The sequence below is a fragment of the Tabrizicola oligotrophica genome (assembly GCF_011008935.1).
Classification (GTDB): domain Bacteria; phylum Pseudomonadota; class Alphaproteobacteria; order Rhodobacterales; family Rhodobacteraceae; genus Tabrizicola_A; species Tabrizicola_A oligotrophica.
In genome coordinates this window covers 244,668-262,084 of the sequence record NZ_JAAIVJ010000002.1, presented here as the reverse complement: position 1 = coordinate 262,084, position 17,417 = coordinate 244,668, and the positions used below count along the sequence as shown (strand labels likewise).

General features: G+C 64.9%; 17 protein-coding genes. 6 read left to right on the top strand and 11 right to left on the bottom strand.

The window, feature by feature from the left end:
• Positions 1-46: 46 nt before the first annotated feature.
• Together G4Z14_RS05315 and G4Z14_RS05310 are read right to left on the bottom strand one after the other, a co-directional pair.
• Positions 47-2,155, bottom strand: coding sequence for a S8 family serine peptidase (locus G4Z14_RS05315; protein WP_164623747.1), 2,109 nt, complete (start codon positions 2,153-2,155; stop codon positions 47-49).
• A gap of 128 nt (positions 2,156-2,283) precedes the next feature.
• Positions 2,284-3,033 carry a DUF1013 domain-containing protein gene (locus G4Z14_RS05310; RefSeq protein WP_164623746.1) on the bottom strand — a complete coding sequence of 250 codons (750 nt, stop codon included), beginning with the start codon at positions 3,031-3,033 and terminating at the stop codon, positions 2,284-2,286.
• Positions 3,034-3,195: 162 nt separating this feature from the next.
• Here G4Z14_RS05310 and G4Z14_RS05305 point away from each other — a divergent pair, with 162 nt between their 5' ends.
• Positions 3,196-3,831: a ribonuclease T2 family protein gene (locus G4Z14_RS05305; RefSeq protein WP_164623745.1), complete on the top strand. Its 636-nt coding sequence runs from the start codon at positions 3,196-3,198 to the stop codon at positions 3,829-3,831.
• A 52-nt stretch (positions 3,832-3,883) separates the two neighbouring features.
• Here the strand turns inward: G4Z14_RS05305 and G4Z14_RS05300 are convergent, their stop codons facing one another.
• Positions 3,884-4,831, bottom strand: coding sequence for a glycosyltransferase family 2 protein (locus G4Z14_RS05300; protein ID WP_164623744.1), 948 nt, complete (start codon positions 4,829-4,831; stop codon positions 3,884-3,886).
• 315 nt (positions 4,832-5,146) lie between these two features.
• Here G4Z14_RS05300 and G4Z14_RS05295 point away from each other — a divergent pair, with 315 nt between their 5' ends.
• Positions 5,147-6,019 (top strand): CpsD/CapB family tyrosine-protein kinase, encoded by an 873-nt coding sequence (locus G4Z14_RS05295; protein ID WP_164623743.1) that lies wholly within the window; start codon positions 5,147-5,149, stop codon positions 6,017-6,019.
• A gap of 3 nt (positions 6,020-6,022) precedes the next feature.
• Positions 6,023-7,360, top strand: a complete 1,338-nt coding sequence (locus tag G4Z14_RS05290; RefSeq protein WP_164623742.1) for a Wzz/FepE/Etk N-terminal domain-containing protein — start codon at positions 6,023-6,025, stop codon at positions 7,358-7,360.
• A gap of 72 nt (positions 7,361-7,432) precedes the next feature.
• Here G4Z14_RS05290 and G4Z14_RS05285 read toward each other — a convergent pair whose 3' ends face one another.
• The 7 genes from G4Z14_RS05285 to G4Z14_RS05255 form a co-directional block, all read right to left on the bottom strand.
• Positions 7,433-8,128: a sugar transferase gene (locus G4Z14_RS05285; protein ID WP_164623741.1), complete on the bottom strand. Its 696-nt coding sequence runs from the start codon at positions 8,126-8,128 to the stop codon at positions 7,433-7,435.
• Positions 8,129-8,538: 410 nt separating this feature from the next.
• Positions 8,539-8,712, bottom strand: a complete 174-nt coding sequence (locus G4Z14_RS05280; protein WP_164623740.1) for a hypothetical protein — start codon at positions 8,710-8,712, stop codon at positions 8,539-8,541.
• A 116-nt stretch (positions 8,713-8,828) separates the two neighbouring features.
• The gene (gene rfbA / locus G4Z14_RS05275) at positions 8,829-9,701 is read right to left on the bottom strand and encodes a glucose-1-phosphate thymidylyltransferase RfbA (protein WP_164623739.1); all 873 of its coding nucleotides are present in this window, start codon (positions 9,699-9,701) and stop codon (positions 8,829-8,831) included.
• Positions 9,691-10,545: a dTDP-4-dehydrorhamnose reductase gene (rfbD, locus tag G4Z14_RS05270; protein ID WP_164623738.1), complete on the bottom strand. Its 855-nt coding sequence runs from the start codon at positions 10,543-10,545 to the stop codon at positions 9,691-9,693. Before rfbD ends, rfbA begins: the two co-directional genes overlap by 11 nt.
• Positions 10,542-11,582: a dTDP-glucose 4,6-dehydratase gene (gene rfbB, locus G4Z14_RS05265; protein ID WP_164623737.1), complete on the bottom strand. Its 1,041-nt coding sequence runs from the start codon at positions 11,580-11,582 to the stop codon at positions 10,542-10,544. Before rfbB ends, rfbD begins: the two co-directional genes overlap by 4 nt.
• Complete coding sequence (gene rfbC / locus G4Z14_RS05260; RefSeq protein WP_164623736.1) at positions 11,579-12,145, bottom strand: dTDP-4-dehydrorhamnose 3,5-epimerase; 567 nt, start codon at positions 12,143-12,145, stop codon at positions 11,579-11,581. The genes rfbB and rfbC overlap by 4 nt, the downstream gene beginning before the upstream one ends.
• A gap of 90 nt (positions 12,146-12,235) precedes the next feature.
• Positions 12,236-13,579 (bottom strand): oligosaccharide flippase family protein, encoded by a 1,344-nt coding sequence (locus tag G4Z14_RS05255; RefSeq protein ID WP_164623735.1) that lies wholly within the window; start codon positions 13,577-13,579, stop codon positions 12,236-12,238.
• A 182-nt stretch (positions 13,580-13,761) separates the two neighbouring features.
• Here G4Z14_RS05255 and G4Z14_RS05250 point away from each other — a divergent pair, with 182 nt between their 5' ends.
• A complete protein-coding gene (locus tag G4Z14_RS05250) occupies positions 13,762-14,982 on the top strand; it encodes a glycosyltransferase (protein ID WP_164623734.1) in 1,221 nt (406 codons plus the stop codon).
• Entirely contained in the window at positions 14,979-15,746 is a 768-nt protein-coding gene (locus G4Z14_RS05245; RefSeq protein ID WP_164623733.1) for a glycosyltransferase family protein, read from the top strand. Before G4Z14_RS05250 ends, G4Z14_RS05245 begins: the two co-directional genes overlap by 4 nt.
• Here G4Z14_RS05245 and G4Z14_RS05240 read toward each other — a convergent pair.
• Positions 15,729-16,364 carry an SGNH/GDSL hydrolase family protein gene (locus tag G4Z14_RS05240; protein WP_164623732.1) on the bottom strand — a complete coding sequence of 212 codons (636 nt, stop codon included), beginning with the start codon at positions 16,362-16,364 and terminating at the stop codon, positions 15,729-15,731. The genes G4Z14_RS05245 and G4Z14_RS05240 overlap by 18 nt on opposite strands.
• 122 nt (positions 16,365-16,486) lie before the next feature.
• On the opposite strand from G4Z14_RS05240, the gene G4Z14_RS05235 reads away from it, so the two are divergent.
• The gene (locus G4Z14_RS05235; protein WP_164623731.1) at positions 16,487-17,392 is read left to right on the top strand and encodes a thioredoxin family protein; all 906 of its coding nucleotides are present in this window, start codon (positions 16,487-16,489) and stop codon (positions 17,390-17,392) included.
• Positions 17,393-17,417 lie beyond the last annotated feature (25 nt).

The window sequence follows — 17,417 nt, the reverse complement described above, 5'->3', positions numbered from 1 at the left end:
CGGGGCCTCGCCCGCCAAGGGCGCCAGGGCGGCGATGGCCGGGGCGTCACACGATGGTAATGTCATCCACCAGCGCGTTGAGGTCGGAAACGCCGTTCAGCGTCAGCACCATGGCCGCGCTGAAGCTCAGCACCACCGAGCCCGAAATCACGGCGCCGAAGCCTGCAACCACCTCGGTCGCGGTCATTCCGCCACCCCAGAGCGCATCGTCCAGCCGCAGCGTATCGCTGCCGTCGGTCCAGTCGGTGATGCGGTCCTGACCGAAACCGCGCCGGAACTCGAAGATGTCCGCACCGCCGCCGCCTGTCAGACGGTCGCCACCGCTTTCGCCCACCAGAAGGTCAGCGCCTTTGCCTCCGGCAAGCCGGTCATTGCCACGCCCGCCGAAGATGCGATTTGACAGCACGTTGCCGAACAACGTGTCCGCCCCGTCACCGGCCTGAAGCCGCTCGAATTCGGCGACGCCGGCCTCGATCGTGGCAAGCTGGGTGCCGTTGACCTTGACCGCCCCGCCGGCTGCCATGTTGACGAAGAGATTGCCGGCCATGGCGGCGAAATTCAGCCAGTCCGTGCCGCCATTCGCGTCGCCGATCACCGCGCGATCTGCCTGCAGGTTGCGCAGCATGCGGAAATCGTCAGTGAAGTGGTAGACGTCGTTGGCGCTGTTGGCGGAGCCGTAGAAATCCAGCCGGGCCTCCGTCACGGTGCCCGTGTCGCCGGCAGCCCGGTCGTGGACCAGAATCTGCCAGGTGCCCTGCGATCCCATGCCGCGGAAAGCCTCGCCGGCAAAGGTCCAGGTGACGCCGCCATCAAACACCGTGGCGCCAAAGCCGCTTGCCGAACCGCCCTCCCTGTCGAAAAGCGCAATCTGCTCGCCCGTGGGGCTGCGCAGATAGATCACCAGATCCTGCCCGTAGCTGTGATCGATCGACAAGGTCACCTGCACGGAATCGATCTCGATGTCCTCGGTCACGCCAAGGCTGATCCGGGCCTCGGGCGTGGAATTGTTGCCATCGGTATCGGCAATGGCCACGACGCTGCCACCATAGGCTTTGCTGACGTGCAGCTCATTGGCAGAGGTGTGGGCGGCGCCATAAAGACGCGACCAGACCTCGGCCATGCGCACGGCGGCGTAGGCATCCACCATGCCAAAGCCATAGGACATGTGATAGATCGACCCGCCCGCGTTCCACTGTTCGCCCCCCATGGTCAGCCAACGGCCGACTTCGGTCGCACCGGGGCCGGAACCAAGGGCGCTGCCGGTATGGCTGGCGCTCATAGCAAGGATCGACTGCACGTCGCGCCAGCCCAGCCCCGCATTGGCGTCAAGCATCAGGGCCGTGACGCCCGCAATCACCGGCGTCGCCGCCGAGGTGCCGCCGAAGGTGGTGGTGTAATCCCCGGCCGCATAGCCCTGACTGCCCGCCAGATCCGTCGTCACCGAAGCGGCCGGGGCTGACAGCAGGATCGCCGAGCCGTGGTTCGAATAATAGGCCGCAACCCCATCCGCCTCGGTCGCGGCGACGGTGATGGTATGGCGCGAGACATTGGCCCCGTCGCCATTGGCGTTCATCGTCTCGTTCCCGGCCGCCTTGACCACGATCGTTCCGAGGCCGCCCCGCCCGATGGCCGAAACCCAGGCGAAATGCCCCGCATCGACCGCCGAGGAATTGCCGGCCTCGTTCAGGTTCAGCTGGTACGAAAAATCCGGCAGGGTGCCCCAGCTGTTCGACATGATGTCGAATCCTGCCGCCCAGCGCATTGCCGCATCGTAAAGTGCGCTGGTGGTCTGGCTGTCCCAGTCATAGGCGAATTGCAGGTCATTCAGGTAATCAAGCCCGGTAAGCGTTGCCCCATAGGCCACGCCCGCGCCTCCCTTGCCGTTGTCGGCCACCGCCGCGATCAACCCCGCGCAGGCCGTGCCATGCGCGTCATCAGTGGTCTGCGGGACGGGGGCATAGGTGATTCCACCAAAGCTGAAATGCTTGCTGGAATCGTAATTGGCCTGAAGGTCGCTGTGCGTGAACTGCAACCCGTCATCGTAGACCGCGACCGTCACGCCCGCGCCGGTGTAATCGTCCCAGACCTTTGCAATATTGCCGATCACCGACAGGTGCCACTGCTGCGCAAAAAGCGGATCGGTCGTCGTCGTCATCCAATAACCCTTCAGAACATCTTGCCCGGACAATTACTGCATCCTCACCATGAATGCGACCCTTTGATGTCCGAAACGCAAAAGGGCGCAGGTCATGCCCGCGCCCTTTTGCATTGTATCGAATTGCCTCAGCGACGGGGATCGTCGTCTTCGTCTTCGTCGTCATCGCCCTGCGGCAGGTTGAAGAAGCTCTCGGCATCCGAGAAGTCCGCCGGGCTGCGCTTGTCGTCTTCCTGCTCGTCGCCAAAGACCTCAAGCCCCGAGGGGATGCGCGCTTCGGGCGCCATGCCGAGCGATTGCTCGGTCGACACCAGCTTGCGACGCTCGTCATCCGACATGACCGAGCCTTCGGCGGCCTTTTTGCGGGCGGCGGCCTGCACGGCGGTATCCAGCTCGGACTGCTTGCACAGGCCAAGGGCGACCGGGTCGATCGGCTGGATGTTGTTGATGTTCCAGTGCGTCCGCTCGCGGATCGCCTGAATGGTTGGCTTCGTGGTGCCGACCAGCTTGCCCACGGCGCCATCCGACAGTTCCGGGTGGAACTTCACCAGCCACAGGATCGCCGCCGGGCGGTCCTGCCGCTTGGACAAGGGCGTGTAGCGCGGGCCACGACGCTTTTCCTCGCCCACGGCAGCGGCGTTGAACTTGAGCTTCAGCTTGTAGAGCGGATCGGCCTGACCGCGCTCGATCTCGACCGGGTCCAGCTGGTTGTTCGCCACCGGATCAAAGCCCTTGACCCCGGTTGCCACATCACCATCGGCGATGCCCTGTACTTCCAGCTCGTGCAGACCGCAGAAATCGGCAACCTGCCTGAAGGTCAGCGTCGTATTGTCCACCAGCCAGACTGCCGTGGCCTTTGCCATCAAGGGCTTTGACATTGCTTTCGTCCTTTCCGCATCTTGACCCCGCGATCGGGGTCGTGGGACTTTACAAATCTCTCCCGCGCCGGGAAAACGGCTGCGGCGCTGGTCCGCGATCTTCTCGTTTTCGGGAAAGTCAGGGCTGCGTATAGGCGGTTTTTCAGATGAGGAAAAGCGAAAATGCGCAGATGGATCCTTGCTGCCGCGTTTGCGCTTTCCTCCCCGGTCCATGCGGAGGGGGAGCGTGCAGGGGACTTCGACTATTACCTGCTGTCGCTGTCGTGGTCGGCCAGCTGGTGCGTTGCCGAAGGCGATGCCCGCAATGACCCGCAATGCGATGCGGGGCGCGGGATAACCTGGGTGGTTCACGGGCTTTGGCCGCAGAACGAGGACGGCTGGCCCAGCTACTGCCGCACCGCCGAGCGCGACCCGTCGCGCAGCGAAACCGCAGCCATGGCCGATGTGTTCGGCGGCGCGGGGCCGGCCTTTTACCAATGGAAGAAGCACGGCCGCTGCTCGGGCCTGTCCTCACGCGCCTATTACGCCGCCGCGCGTGCGGCCTTTGATGGCATCACCCTGCCCCCGGTCTTTGACGCGCTGCGCCGCGACGTGAAACTGCCCGCCTCGGTGGTCGAGGAGGCGTTTCTTGAGGCCAACCCCGGCATGGTCCGCGATCAGATCACCATCACCTGCAACGATGGCAGGATTCAGGAGGCCCGCATCTGCCTGACCAAAGATCTTGAACCGCGCCGCTGTGGCGAGGACACGCGTCGCGATTGCCAGTTGCAGGACGCGGTGATGGAGGCGGTGCGCTGACACGCTGGTCCCGCCCTCCCCCCTCGCGCAGGGGGCGGGGGGCGCGGACAGGTCACTTGTATTCGATCAGGCCAGGCCGCTTGCCGCGCAACCGCCCGAGATAGAACCCCAAAGCCCCGCGCGCCTCGGCGAATTTGCCAAGGACGCTGAACAGGCCCCAGACCCAGCCTTCTCGCCGGGCCAGACGTGTCACCTGTGCGGGATAGGCCAGCACCAGGAGCCAGCCCGCCGGATGGGCCAGGCCGAAGGCCAGAATGGCCACGGGCAGGCCCGCCCCCCAGATCAGCGCCCGCCGCGTCTCGGCCCCCCAATGGGAATACCCCTGCCGGGCCGCCCCCTCGGCAAAGGCATGGCCCGCACGCACCGAGCGCCTCCACCATTGCGAAAACCGGGTCATGGCGGCATCATGCAGCGTCATCTCCGCACCGATCCGCCAGACTTCGCCCCCCGCCGCGCGCAGGCGCAGGCAGAGATCCGGCTCCTCCCCCGCGATCAGCGTCGCGGCATAGCCGCCGACCGCCTGCACCGCGTCGAACCGCATCAGCGCATCCCCGCCACAGGCCAGCGCCAGCCCGACCGGCGTATCCCATTCCCGATCCGCCAGGGCATTGTAAACCGACACCTGCGGGAAACGCTCCCGCCGCCGACCGCAGACCACGACCGCCCGGGGATGGGCGGCAAAGGCCGCCAGAGCCGCGTCGAGCCAGTCCGGCTGCACGACGCAATCGCCATCGACGAATTGCACGAAGGCGGGCGGGTCATCGGCCAGCGCCGCAAGCCCGGCATTGCGGGCCCGCGCGGCGGTAAAGGGTTGGCTCATGTCCAGGGCCACGACCGTCGCCCCTTGCGCGCGCGCCGCCTCGATCGACCCATCGGTCGAGCCGCTGTCCACATAGACCAGCCGCCGCACCCGACCAGCAAGCGAGGCAAGGCAGGCGACCAGCCGCGCGCCTTCATTGCGCCCGATCACCACCGCATCCAGCTGGTCCTTGCCCGTCATGACGCCCCGTTTCAAATGCCCTCGCCACGGCTTTGCCACGTTTGCCACAGCTTCGCCACACTTTGCTTTTTCGGGCTGCATCTGCTAAATGTGGCCTTGCTGGGCGGGGGCCCGGGCGATTCCTTTCAGTCTGCGACGCGACAGCTGGCGCGGGGCGAGAGGAGCCAATCGGGCGTCACGCCTGCCGCAAGGCGGGTCCAGAAGGGATCGGCGAGGGATTTATGCCCCGCCGGAGTTTGAGCCGGGCCTTAGATGTCCAGACACGAGATATTGAACCAACGCCCCGTCTGGCGCGAAAATATGGAGTTTTCGGCCATGACCGAGGACAAATCGGCAAGCCGGCAGATGGCACGCGGGGCCACCGCCTCGCTGTTTCGCCCCGGTCGCACAGTCGCCCATCCGCCCATGACGCTTGATCTTGTGAAGGGGCGCGAGATCTTCACCGCCCCGCTGACGCCCCTGCGCCTGAACCCGGCCAAGGTCTGGGAATCGCTGACCCCGGTACAGCTTTCGGCCGAAAAACTCGCAGGAAACGGTTTGTTTCCATTGCCGTCGAACCAGCCCGCAGCGCTTGCCATCGACCAGCTCCGGTCCAAACTTCTGCACGGTCTGGCCGCCAGGGGCTGGAAGCGGATCGCCATCACCTCGCCGACCCATGGCTGCGGCAAAAGCTTTGTCGCCACCAACCTTGCGCTGTCGCTGGCCCGTCGCCCCGGCAGCCGCACGGCGCTGATCGATCTCGACTTGCGCCAGCCGCATCTGGCAGACCTGCTCGGGATCGCCGATGCGCATGACCTTGGCGATTTCCTGTCCGGCGCGCAGCCGCTTGAATCGGTGTTCCGGCGCTTTGGCCGTACGCTCGCGCTTGGCGTGAACCGGGCGCCGGTCGGCATGGCCGCCGAAACCCTGCATAGCCCCGACACCGCAGAGACCCTTGCCGCCATGGTCGAACAGCTCGACCCCGAGGTCGTGCTTTATGACATGCCGCCTGCGCTTGGCACCGATGACGTGCTGGCAATGACCCCTTCGCTGGATGCCGTGCTGCTGGTGGTCGATGGCACCAAGACCTCTCCCGACGAGGTGCGGGCCTGCGAGCGGCTGTTCGAAGGCCGCATCCCGCTTCTGGGGGTGGTGCTGAACCGCACGCAGGACCGCGCGGCCCAACGCCACATCTACGGCAAGGCGTGATCCATGGGTCAGATTCAGTCTTTTGAAGAGTTCGTGAATTTCCTGTCTCGCCGCCGCTGGATCATCCTTGTGCTTGCGGTGATCGGAACGCTCCTGTCTGCCGTCTACGCCAAGTCGCGCCCGGACACCTTTGAAACCGCCGCGGTGATTCAGGTACAAAGCGCGTCGGTTCAGGGCACCGATGCCCAACGCTCCAGCGCCGCGGCCGCGACGCTGCAGGCGATCGAGCAGCGCCTGACCACGCGTCAGAACCTGACCGCGCTGATCGAGCGCCACGCGCTTTACGCGGGCCTGCCTTTGTCGCTCGACAAGAAGATCGACCTCCTGCGCGCCTCCATCACCTTTCAGGGCGTTGAATCGGCTGCGGGCCAAAGTTTCGGCGAACCGCAAAGCCTGTCGGCCATTCTGGTCTTCGCCCGCATGGGCGAGGCCGACCTTGCCGCCCGCGTGGCCAACGACCTTGCGCAGGGCATTCTGGACCTGTCCGCAGCAGGGCAGCGCGACAAGGCCGATCAGAACGTCGCCTTCTTCCGCCAGGAAGTCGGGCGGATCGGCCTGGAAATTGCGCGGCTGGAAACCGAAGCGGCCGCCTACAAGAACGCCAATGCCGGCAGCTTGCCCGAATTGCGCGATGCCAAACGCGACGAACTGGTCAACCTTGACACCGATCTGCGGCGGCTGCGGCAGGACCGGGTCGGACTGGAAGGCCAGGCGGCGCAGATCAATGCCCGCGGCTCGTTGCGCGCAACCGACCGCCGGTCGCTGGACGAGATTGCCGCCGGTCTCGCGGTGATCGACGCACAGATCACCAGCGCCGAGGCCCGGTCCGCCGACCTCAAGGCCGAACTCTCCACCTCGCCCGAGGTCGAGCGGGTGCTGACAGGCTTTGCGCGCCAGCTGGAACAGTTGCGTGACCAGCATGACGCCGCAACCACCCGGATGGTGGAAGCAGAAACCGATGCCCGTCTGGCCGCGACGCAACAGGCCGAGCGGTTCAGCCTGTTGGAGCGCGCGATCATCCCCGAAGGCCCCATGGGCGGAGGCAACCGGAAACTGGCGATTGCCGGAGCCCTTGCCAGCCTGCTTGCCGGTCTGGCGGTTGCCTTTGTGCTTGACCTGATACATCCCGTCATCCGCACCGCAGCGCAGATGGAGCGCCAGCTTGACCTGCGCCCGGTGGTCTCGATCCCCGAGATCGCCGCGGCCAAGCCCGAGCAAGGTCGCAAGGGCCTTCTGACACTGATTGACGATCCGACGAAGCCGATTGCGGGCCTGCCACGTTATGCCGTCTTTGCCGGTGCGGCGACTCTGGCCTTGCTTGCCGTAGCGGCGCTGGCCTGACCCCCCTGTCACATGTGACAAGGCCCGCGTCGTGAAGAGGCGGGCCTGGCAAACTGTCCTATCCGGCGGGTTTCAGCAGCCGGTACCGCGGAGCATCACGCCAACTGTGTTGAACAGGATCCTGAGATCGGTTTTCAGCGAAAGCTCGTCTTCATAAGTCGTGTCGTAATCCGCGCGCGCCTCGAAAGTCGTGCGGTTGCGGCCCGCCGTCTGCCAGAAGCCGGTGCAGCCGGGGCGCAGCAGATAATAGGCAACGCCGGGATAGATCACCTGCTGGCTCAGCATGATCGGTCGCGGGCCGACAAGGCTCATCTCGCCCACCAGCACGTTCCACAATTGCGGCAACTCATCGAGCGAGGTCTGGCGCAGCACCTTGCCGATCGGCGTGATCCGCGGGTCGTTCTTCAGCTTCTGGGTCAGATCCCATTCCAGCCGGGCCTCGGGGTGGGCCGCGAGATAGTCTTCCATCCGCTCATCGGCGTCACTGACCATGCTGCGCAACTTCCACATCCGGAAACGCCGGCCTTCCTTGCCAACCCGCAGCTGAGAGTAGAACGGCCTGCCCCCGTCGTGCGCCACGGCAATCGCAAGGGCGGCGACCACCGGCACCACCACTGGCGCAGCCATGACAATGGCTGCGACATCAAAGACCCGCTTGAAAAAATGACGGTACATCCCTTTGCGCCTGGGCAGGGCCAGCGCAGCCTGAACATTGGCATCACCGGGCAAGCCAAGGCCGGCGTTGAACTCGGGAAATGTCATCGTCATTGTTTATCACCAAGCAACTATGCGGGATGCAAAAGCGCAGTAAAACGTCATCGATGCGGCAAAATACGCCACATTGACCCTATTCAGGGGTGTTTCGATGATGATTTCGCAGCACAAAATTGCACACTACACAAACGCCCCCAATTCATATTTTACAGGGAGCCGGGTGCCTTTGGCGAGAAAAGACTTCTTATTTTTGCCATAATTGGCCAGAGTTTGCCTTGAATTTGCCCAAAAATTGTCGGGCCACTCGACTTTATATTGCCACAATTGCGAATGACACAACTGCAGGATGAATTTTCCGCAAGGGCCGGTCCAAATGATTCGAATATCGGAGAACCTGCGCGCGGGGCGACCGCCTTGCGGTGCCGCGTCAGAATTGTTCACATCTTCGGCCCCAAAGAAACCGGTCAGTCCCGTCGCCCTGAGACAGATTGAACCGACGCCAGATAGGAAAGAACCGCGATTGTTCCGCCGATCTGGTAGCTGATCAGGGCCTGCACCAGCCCTTGATCCTGCGCCATGGCATAGAACACCCCGACAAGCCCCCCCATCACCGCCGACACAACCATCCCCGCCAGCATTGCTGCCCCTCTTGGCCCGTTTGTGTCGATCTTTGCACGATTTGGAAACAATGCCAGAGGAAACTGCATAAAAATTCGCAAAAACTGCAACAATGACAGGTTCGGTGCGAAAGCGCCTATTCAGCCAGAACCGCGGCCAGATAGCGCCCGTAATCGTTCTTGCGGAAGATCTCGGCGCGGGCGGCCAATTCATCGCGCGAAATCCAGGCCAGCCGATAGGCGATCTCATCCGGGCAGCCCACCTGCTGCCCCTGCCGCTCGGTCAGCGTGCGCACGAAATTCCCGGCATCGAGCAGGCTGCCATGGGTGCCCGTATCCAGCCAGGCAAAGCCGCGGCCCATCTTTTCAACCTGCAAGGCCCCTTCCGCCCGATAGAACTCCAGAAGATCGACGATCTCCAACTCGCCCCGCGGCGAGGGTTTGACGCGGGCGGCCAATTCGGGCGCCCGGCCATCAAGGAAGTAAAGCCCGGTCACCGCGAAATTCGACGGCGGCACTTCGGGCTTTTCGATGATTGCCTTCACCGTGCCGTCGCGGTCGAAATCCACCACGCCATAGCGTTCGGGATCGGCCACCCGATAACCAAACACCGTCCCCCCCGTTTCGCGCGCCGACGCACTGGCAAGGATTTCCGGCAAACCATGGCCGAAGAAGATGTTGTCGCCGAGCACCATGGCCGAAGGCGCGCCGTTCAGGAAATCCTTTGCCAGAAGATAGGCCTGCGCCAACCCGTCGGGCGAGGGCTGCACCAGCCAGATGAGGCGGACGCCCCATTGCCCGCCATCTCCCAGAAGCCGCTGGAATTGCGCCTGATCTTCCGGGGTGGTGATGACAGCGATCTCGCGGATGCCGGCCAGCATCAGCACCGAGAGCGGATAGTAGACCATCGGTTTGTCATAGATCGGCAGCAGCTGTTTCGACACGCCCATGGTGATCGGCCAAAGCCGGGTGCCCGAGCCGCCCGCCAGAATGATGCCCTTACGCTGCATGGCTCAACTCCTGCAAAATCTCATCCAGACCTGCCCGCCAATCGGGCCGGCTCACCCCAAAGGCGGCCTCAAAAGCCGAACAGTCCAGCCGGGAATTCAGCGGCCGTCTGGCAGGCGTCGGATAGGCCGAAGACGGAATCCCGGTGATCTGGCAGGCCAGCCCCGCCCGCGCCATGATCTCGCGCGCGAAGCCCGCCCAAGAGGTATCGGGCGCACCGGCAAAGTGGTGCACGCCGCCGTCCGCGCCCCGCACCATGGCCTTGGCCGCCACATGAAGCGCCTCCGCAATCGCCGCCGCCGGGGTAGGGCCGCCGATCTGGTCGGCCACCACATTCAGGCCTTCCCGCTCGGCGCCAAGCCGCAGCATGGTCTTGACGAAATTCGCCCCATGGGCCGAAACCACCCAGGATGTCCGCAGGATCAGCGCCTTGCCGCCCGCGGCCAGAACCCCCCGTTCACCCGCCAGCTTTGACCGCCCATAGGCCCCCAAGGGTGCGGTCGGGTGCGTGGGCGAGAACGGCGTTTCTCCGGTCCCGTCAAAGACATAATCCGTCGAGACATGCAGGAACGGCAGCCCCAGCGCCGCGCATCTTCGCGCCATCGCCGTGGGGGCATCGCCGTTCACCACTGTCGCCGCCGCCTCCTCGGTCTCGGCCCTGTCAACTGCCGTCCAGGCGGCGGCGTTGATCACCACGTCGCAGTCTGCAATCGCGGCGGCACAGGCGGCAGGGTCGCTCAGATCGGCCTGATCGCGGCCAAGAAATCGGGCCGTCACGCCCTCCGGCCGCCCCCGCGCCAGCTCGCGCGCCACTTGCCCGGTTTGGCCAAAGACCAGAACCCTCATGCCGTCACCCCCAGCCGCACACCCACGCCCGCGCGCGCCTGCAGGGGCCGCCACCACGCCTCGTTGTCGAGATACCACTGAACCGTGCGTTCCAGCCCTTCCTCCACCGTCACCGAGGGCCGCCACCCCAGTTCCTCGCGGATGCGGGTCGGGTCGATGGCATAGCGGGCGTCGTGACCGGGCCGGTCGGTGACAAAGGTGATCTGGTCGGCATAGGGCGCGGCCTTCGGGCGCTTGCGGTCCAGAATGGCGCAGATGGTGCGCACCAGATCGATGTTGCGCCGCTCATTCTCGCCGCCGATGTTGTAGCTGCGCCCCAAGCGGCCCTTTTCCATGACCAGCAACAGCGCATCGGCGTGGTCTTCGACATAAAGCCAGTCGCGCACATTCTCGCCCGCGCCATAAACCGGTATCGGCTTGCCTTGCAGCGCGTTCAGGATCACCACCGGGATCAGCTTTTCCGGGAAGTGGAACGGCCCGTAATTGTTCGAACAGTTGGTCAGCACCACCGGCAGACCATAGGTTTCGCCCCAGGCCCGCACCAGATGGTCGCTGGCGGCCTTTGACGCCGAATAGGGGCTGCGCGGATCATAGGGCGTGTCTTCGGTGAACCTGCCGGTGTCCCCGAGCGATCCGAAAACCTCATCGGTCGAGATGTGATGGAAGCGGAACCCCGTGGGCCGCCCCTGCGCCGTCCAATAGGCACGCGCCGCTTCAAGCATGTTGTAGGTGCCGTTGACATTGGTCAGGATGAAATCCCCTGGCCCGTCAATGCTGCGATCCACATGGCTTTCGGCGGCAAGATGCATCGCCGCATCCGGCTTGTGGTCGAAGAATATCCGATCCAAGGCCGCGCGGTCGCGGATATCTGCCTGTTCGAAGCGATAGAGCTTCGACGACGCAACCGAGGCCACATTCTCAAGACAGGCGGCGTAGGTCAGCGCGTCAAGGTTCACCACCTCATGCCCGCGCGCCACGGCCAGCCGCACCACCGCCGAGCCGATGAACCCTGCCCCGCCGGTCACCAGAAGCTTCACTTTGTACCCTCCCAGACAAACGGGCTGTCGAAATCGGCGAGACGTGGCGCGAGCTGATCCTTGGCCGACAGGATCGGCGGACCGCTCAGCCCCCAGTCGATGCCGATGGTCGGATCATCCCAGCGGATGCCGCCATCGCAGTCGGGGGCATAGATGTCGGTGCATTTGTACTGCACTTCACTGTCGGGCAGGCGCGTGACAAAACCGTGCAGAAAGCCCTTCGGCACCAGAAGTTGCTTGCCGTTGGCCGCCGTCAGGTCGACGCCCACCCATTTGCCAAAGGTCGGGCTGCCCTTGCGGATATCGACCGCGACATCAAAGATCGCCCCGCGGGTGCAGCGCACCAGCTTGTCCTGCGCGTGCGGCGGACGTTGATAATGCAGCCCGCGCAGCGTACCGGCCGCACCGGACATCGAGTGATTGTCCTGCACGAATGCCAGATCCAGCCCGGCCGCCGCCATCCGCGCCGCGTTCCAGGTTTCGCAGAACCACCCCCGCTCATCGCCAAAACGCTGCGGAGAAAGCACGACCACACCTTGCAAGGGGGTTTGTTCGATATTCATGCCTCAATGGCCCTCTTTCCGGGGGTTTGCTGGCCCGAGATTAACGCAAGACTGTGACCCAAGACAGGCCGCAATTGGACATTTGCCGTGTCAGAAACCGGCCGTGGCGCGATTGACCCAAAGGATCAGCGCGATCAGCAGCGCGGCGAGGGCGAAGAACGTCAGGTCGTGGCGCAGATCCCAGGCCTTGTGTTTGTGTGCCAGACGGGCAATCGCCGGGTGCAGGGCGGTCAGCGCCACACCCTGCGCGGCAAGGGCGCCCCAAAGACCGGCAATCTCCATCCCGATCAGGAAAGCGCCGGTCTGCACAGCCGCCCTGACGGCCATCAGCAGGAAATAATTGCGGGAATCCCCGGCCGCCAGTGCGGACTGGTCGTAGGTCATGCCGATGACGGCGGGCATCTGCACCATGGCCATGATGACCACCACCCCACCCGCCGCCTGATAGCGCGGGTCGTAAAGCAGCCCGACCAGCGGCACGCCCACCACGCCCAGAACCGCCAGCAGCAGCAAGGTGCCGCCCGAGACCGCAGAGCGCAGCCGCCGCATCCTGCGGGCATTGTCCGCCCCCTCCGACGGGTGATGCTCGCGGTAAAGCGGTATCAGGACGCGCCCGGTCACCGCGCCGGCCAGCAGCACCGGGAAAGAGGCCAGGAACCAGCCGATGTTGTAGATGCCAAGGTCGGCCTTGCTCAAGTAGGCGCCGAAAATCGCCTTGTCCCCCTGCGACAGCAGAAAGCCGCAGGCCGTCGACAGGAAGATCCATTTGCCGAAATGAATCAGGTCCCGCCCGGCCTCGCGGTCCCAGCGAAAGCGGTTCGGTCGCCCCGGCAGCCAAAGATGCATGACAACCAGCTTGGCCAGCGCGCCGATGATCGCGCCGATGACCAGCGCCCAGACCGATTGCAGCAGAAACGCAAGCGCGATCATCGAGACGATGCCGGTCACCTGCGCCAAGAGGTCAAGCAACGTCACCCGCCCCAACAGAAGGTGCCGATTTGCCGTGTCGATCCGCGTCGGGTTGAAGCCGGCGATGAACAGGGTCAATCCGGCCGCCGGCAACAGCCGGGCCAGGTCCGGCGCCTCGTAGAAGCGCGCCATCGGCCAGGCCAGCGCGCAGGTGAACAGCCACAGCGCCACGCCCCGCGCCACGTCGAAACTGAAGGCGGTGTCGAGAAACTCCGGCTCATCCCCGCGCGGGTGACGGCTGATCGCCGGGCCGATGCCCATGTCGGAAAACATCGACAACCCCACCAGAACGACCGAAACCAGCGCCATCAGACCAAAGGCTTCGGGGAACAAGAGCCGCGTCAGGATCAGGTTCGACACCAGCCGCAGCGCTTGCATGACCGCATAAGACCCCGCCGTCAGCACCGAGCCGGTCAGGGCGCGCTGGAACAGGGATCTGGCAGGGGGAACAAAGGCGCTTGACATGTCGCCGCACCCTATCCCGCCAATCGCCGGAAAATAAAGCGGGAAACACACCTTTGCTTTCCCTCTGCCCGACCCGAGCATTTTGTGCTTAGATCGTCCGGCGGGTGGGTATTTGCCGACCGAACGGCCTTAGTCTCGCCGCAAGTCGCGCGTATCCGGGCGCGGTCATTACAGGGTGCCCCTTGAAACTCGCCTATCTGGTCAACACCTATCCGCGCGCCTCACACAGCTTCATCCGGCGCGAGATTCAGGCGCTGGAGCGGATTGCCCTTCCGGTGCATCGCTTTGCCATGCGGTCCGACCGGGGGACGCTGGTCGATGCGGGCGACATTGCCGAGGATCAGCGCACCGAACATGTGCTGGAACGGGGTCTCGTCCGGTTGTTCGGCACCGCGCTTGGCTGGATGGTCGCACGTCCGGCCGCGACGGCCGCGGCCTTTGCCCAAGCCTGGGCTTGCGGCGCGCGGGGCGCGGGCGGGCCGGCGGGCACGGGTGGGCGCTTGCGCCACCTGATCTATCTTGTCGAGGCCGCCTGCATCGCCCGGCGCTGCTGCGACCTTGGCATCACCCATCTGCATGCCCATTTCGGCACCAACTCTGCCACAGTGGCGCTTCTGGCCCGCGGCCTTGGCGGGCCGCAGTTCAGCTTTACCGTCCATGGACCCGAGGAGTTCGATGCGCCGCTCGCCCTGTCGCTTGGACAGAAGATCGAGGCAGCGGCCTTTGTCGTTGCGATTTCCTCGTTCGGGCGCAGCCAGCTGTGCCGCTGGGTCGCGCCCCGGCATTGGGACAAGATCAAGGTGGTGCATTGCGGCATCGAACCGGATCGCTTCCCCCTGCCCGCTGCGCTACCCACGGGTGGGCCGCATCTGGTGGCCGTGGGCCGGTTTTCGGCGCAAAAGGGCCTTGATCTCTTGATCGAGGCAATGGCGATTGCCGCGCCGGCCTTGCCCGACCTGCACCTGACGCTGGTTGGCGACGGCGAGTTGCGCGACCGGATCACCGGCCAGATCGACAGGTTCGGCCTTGGTCCGCGCTTCACCCTGACCGGCTGGCAGGATGAGGCGGGCGTACGCCGGGCGCTTGATGGTGCACAGGCCCTGATCCTGCCGTCGTTCGCCGAAGGCCTGCCCATGGTGCTGATGGAGGCAATGGCGAATGGCCGTCCGGTGATTGCCACCGCCATCGCGGGTGTGCCGGAACTGGTAAGCAGCGACACCGGCTGGACCGTGCCGGCAGGCGACGCCAAGGCGCTTGCCGCGGCGCTTCTCACCCTGTCGCAGGTGGCGCCTGACAGGCTGGCCGAAATGGGCCGCGCCGCCCGTGCCCGGGTTTTCGCACGACATGACATCGACAAGTCGGCCAGCTTGCTCGCCGGCCATTTCCGCGAGGCCGGGGCATGACCGGTTTCGTCCTTGCCTGTGCCAGCCATTCCGAGGCGATCCTTGCGGCCAATCTGGGCCGCTCCCCCCTGTTGTCCCATGTGCCGCTGCATGTCGAGGCGAACGCCCCTTCAGCTGCGATCGCCTATAACCGGGCGCTTGATGCCACCACCGCCCCGGTGGTGGTCTTTGCCCATCACGATGTCTACCTGCCCCCCGGCTGGGAGGCGCTGCTGGCCACCCGGTTGGCCGAGCTTCCTCCTGACTGGGGGGTGTTCGGCAGCTTTGGTATCGGGCTGGACGAGGCGCATATCGGCCCGGTCTGGTCGTCTTCTCTTGGCATGATCGTCGGGCGCGTGCCGATGGCCCCGGTTCCGGTGCAGGCCTTTGACGAGTTGCTGATCGTCCTCAACCGCGCCTCCGGCCTGCGCTTTGACGAGGCTTTGCCGGGCTGGCACATGTATGGCACCGACATCGCGCAAAGCGCCCGCGTCGCCGGCTTTGGTGCCTATGCCGGCGCGTTGCCCTGCATCCACAATGACCGCTATCACGAGGCTCTGGGCACCGATTTCGATGAGGCCTATCGTTTCATGCGGCGGAAATGGGCGGAGGCCCTGCCGATCCGCACGCCGATCACCAAGATCAGCCGCTCTGGCCTGCATCTGAAGCGCGATCGCTGGCGCAACCGGCAATCCGCCGAATTCCGCGAAGGCATGGCGGTCGGCACCGATCACCCGGTCGAGACGCTTGCCGCCCGCTGTGGCTGGTCACGCCTCGGCCCGTAGCTCCGCCGCCACGGCCTCGGCCAGCAGCGCGTGATTTTCGGCATCGAAATGCACCCCGTCGACCGGGCTGACCTGTATCACCTGCCCCGCGTCCAGAAACGCCACGCCCCGCGACCCCGCCAAATCTTTGTAAAGACGTGGCAATTCTACGCCTCTCCGACGCGCGCCATGGAATTGGTTGGCAATCGGACCGACGCCTTCCAGTGCCGGCGGCGGACATACCAGCAACACGCGGAACCCGCCATGCCGGGCCTGCATCTCGGGCGATTGTGCAATGTCGAGAAGCGCCGCGATGCCGCCGGTGATCAGCTCGGCGCTGGCGCCGAACCGGGCCTTGGCGTCATTGGTGCCCAGCATGACCACCAGCCAGTCAATCGGCCCGTGGCTTTGCAATGCAATCTTCAGCCCGTCGATGCCGTTCATGATCGGCCCCATCACGGCATCGCCCCATTGCGCGGTGCGTCCCGGCAGACCCTCTTCGACCAGCTCCCAGCCCAAGGCCCGCGCCATGCGGGTCGGCCAGCGCACCTCCGCGCCAAAGCGCCGGTATTCGCCCTCGGCCTGCATTGGCGGGGTGCCATGGGTGTTGCTGTCGCCAAAGCACAGGATCACAGTCATCGGGGTCTCCTCTTTCGCCCGCAAGCCTAGCCGCGCGCTGACCCTGCGGTAAACCCTGCCCCTTCAAATTCGCCGCTAGCCGTCGCATATAGGGGCCAACCCAATTCCGATGAGGACAAGAGATGTTCGGCAGCTCTGACAAACCCGCGCAAACCGACCTGATCAAGGACGCCACCGAGGCCACCTTCATGGCCGACGTGATCGAACCGTCGAAGACCGTGCCGGTCATCGTCGATTTCTGGGCGCCATGGTGCGGGCCGTGCAAGACCCTTGGCCCGGCGCTGGAAGCCGCCGTGACCGCCGCAAAGGGCGCGGTGCGCATGGTCAAGATCAATGTCGATGAGAACCAGATGCTGGCAGGCCAGCTGCGCATCCAGTCGATCCCGACGGTCTATGCCTTTTTCAACGGCCAGCCGGTTGACGGCTTTCAAGGGGCGATTCCCGGTTCCGAGATCAAGAAATTCGTCGAAGGGCTGGCCAAGATGGGCGGCGGGGCCGACAACGGTCTGGCCGATGCGCTGGTGGCCGCCGAGGAAATGCTGGCCGAAGGCGCCGCTTCCGATGCGGCGGAAACCTTTGCCGCCATTCTGGAGGAAGAGCCCGAGAATGCGGTGGCCTATGGCGGCCTGATCCGGGCGCAGGTGGCGCTTGGCGATCTCGATCAGGCCGAGGCGCTGCTGGCCAACGCCCCCGCCGCCGTGGCGAAAGCGAAGGAGATCGAGGCCGCCCGCGCCCAGATCGACCTCGCCCGTCAGGCGGCGAAGGCCGGACCGGTGGATGAGTTGCGCGCGCAACTGGCGAAGGATCAGGGCAACCGGCAGGTGATGTTCGATCTTGCCACGGCCCAGCACGCCTCGGGCGATGTGGAAGGCGCGGTGACGACACTGCTTGACCTGTTCAAGCTGGACCGTGACTGGAACGACGGGGCCGCCAAGACCCAGCTTTTCACCATCTTCGAGGCGCTGAAGCCACAAGACCCCGTTGTTCTGGCGGGTCGTCGCCGTCTGTCATCGATGATCTTTGCCTGAGAGAAATCCGCGCTATGTTCCGGCA

Excerpts from the sequence above, each read along its gene's own strand:
- G4Z14_RS05280 (WP_164623740.1), bottom strand. The coding sequence starts at position 8,712 with ATGCTGGCGGGGATGGTTGTGTCGGCGGTGATGGGGGGGCTTGTCGGG.
- G4Z14_RS05235 (WP_164623731.1), top strand. The coding sequence starts at position 16,487 with ATGTTCGGCAGCTCTGACAAACCCGCGCAAACCGACCTGATCAAGGAC.
- G4Z14_RS05300 (WP_164623744.1), bottom strand. The coding sequence starts at position 4,831 with ATGACGGGCAAGGACCAGCTGGATGCGGTGGTGATCGGGCGCAATGAA.
- G4Z14_RS05295 (WP_164623743.1), top strand. The coding sequence starts at position 5,147 with ATGACCGAGGACAAATCGGCAAGCCGGCAGATGGCACGCGGGGCCACC.
- G4Z14_RS05240 (WP_164623732.1), bottom strand. The coding sequence starts at position 16,364 with ATGACTGTGATCCTGTGCTTTGGCGACAGCAACACCCATGGCACCCCG.
- rfbD (WP_164623738.1), bottom strand. The coding sequence starts at position 10,545 with ATGAGGGTTCTGGTCTTTGGCCAAACCGGGCAAGTGGCGCGCGAGCTG.
- G4Z14_RS05315 (WP_164623747.1), bottom strand. The coding sequence starts at position 2,155 with ATGACGACGACGACCGATCCGCTTTTTGCGCAGCAGTGGCACCTGTCG.
- G4Z14_RS05285 (WP_164623741.1), bottom strand. The coding sequence starts at position 8,128 with ATGACGATGACATTTCCCGAGTTCAACGCCGGCCTTGGCTTGCCCGGT.
- G4Z14_RS05290 (WP_164623742.1), top strand. The coding sequence starts at position 6,023 with ATGGGTCAGATTCAGTCTTTTGAAGAGTTCGTGAATTTCCTGTCTCGC.
- G4Z14_RS05305 (WP_164623745.1), top strand. The coding sequence starts at position 3,196 with ATGCGCAGATGGATCCTTGCTGCCGCGTTTGCGCTTTCCTCCCCGGTC.
- G4Z14_RS05255 (WP_164623735.1), bottom strand. The coding sequence starts at position 13,579 with ATGTCAAGCGCCTTTGTTCCCCCTGCCAGATCCCTGTTCCAGCGCGCC.
- G4Z14_RS05245 (WP_164623733.1), top strand. The coding sequence starts at position 14,979 with ATGACCGGTTTCGTCCTTGCCTGTGCCAGCCATTCCGAGGCGATCCTT.
- rfbC (WP_164623736.1), bottom strand. The coding sequence starts at position 12,145 with ATGAATATCGAACAAACCCCCTTGCAAGGTGTGGTCGTGCTTTCTCCG.
- rfbA (WP_164623739.1), bottom strand. The coding sequence starts at position 9,701 with ATGCAGCGTAAGGGCATCATTCTGGCGGGCGGCTCGGGCACCCGGCTT.
- G4Z14_RS05310 (WP_164623746.1), bottom strand. The coding sequence starts at position 3,033 with ATGTCAAAGCCCTTGATGGCAAAGGCCACGGCAGTCTGGCTGGTGGAC.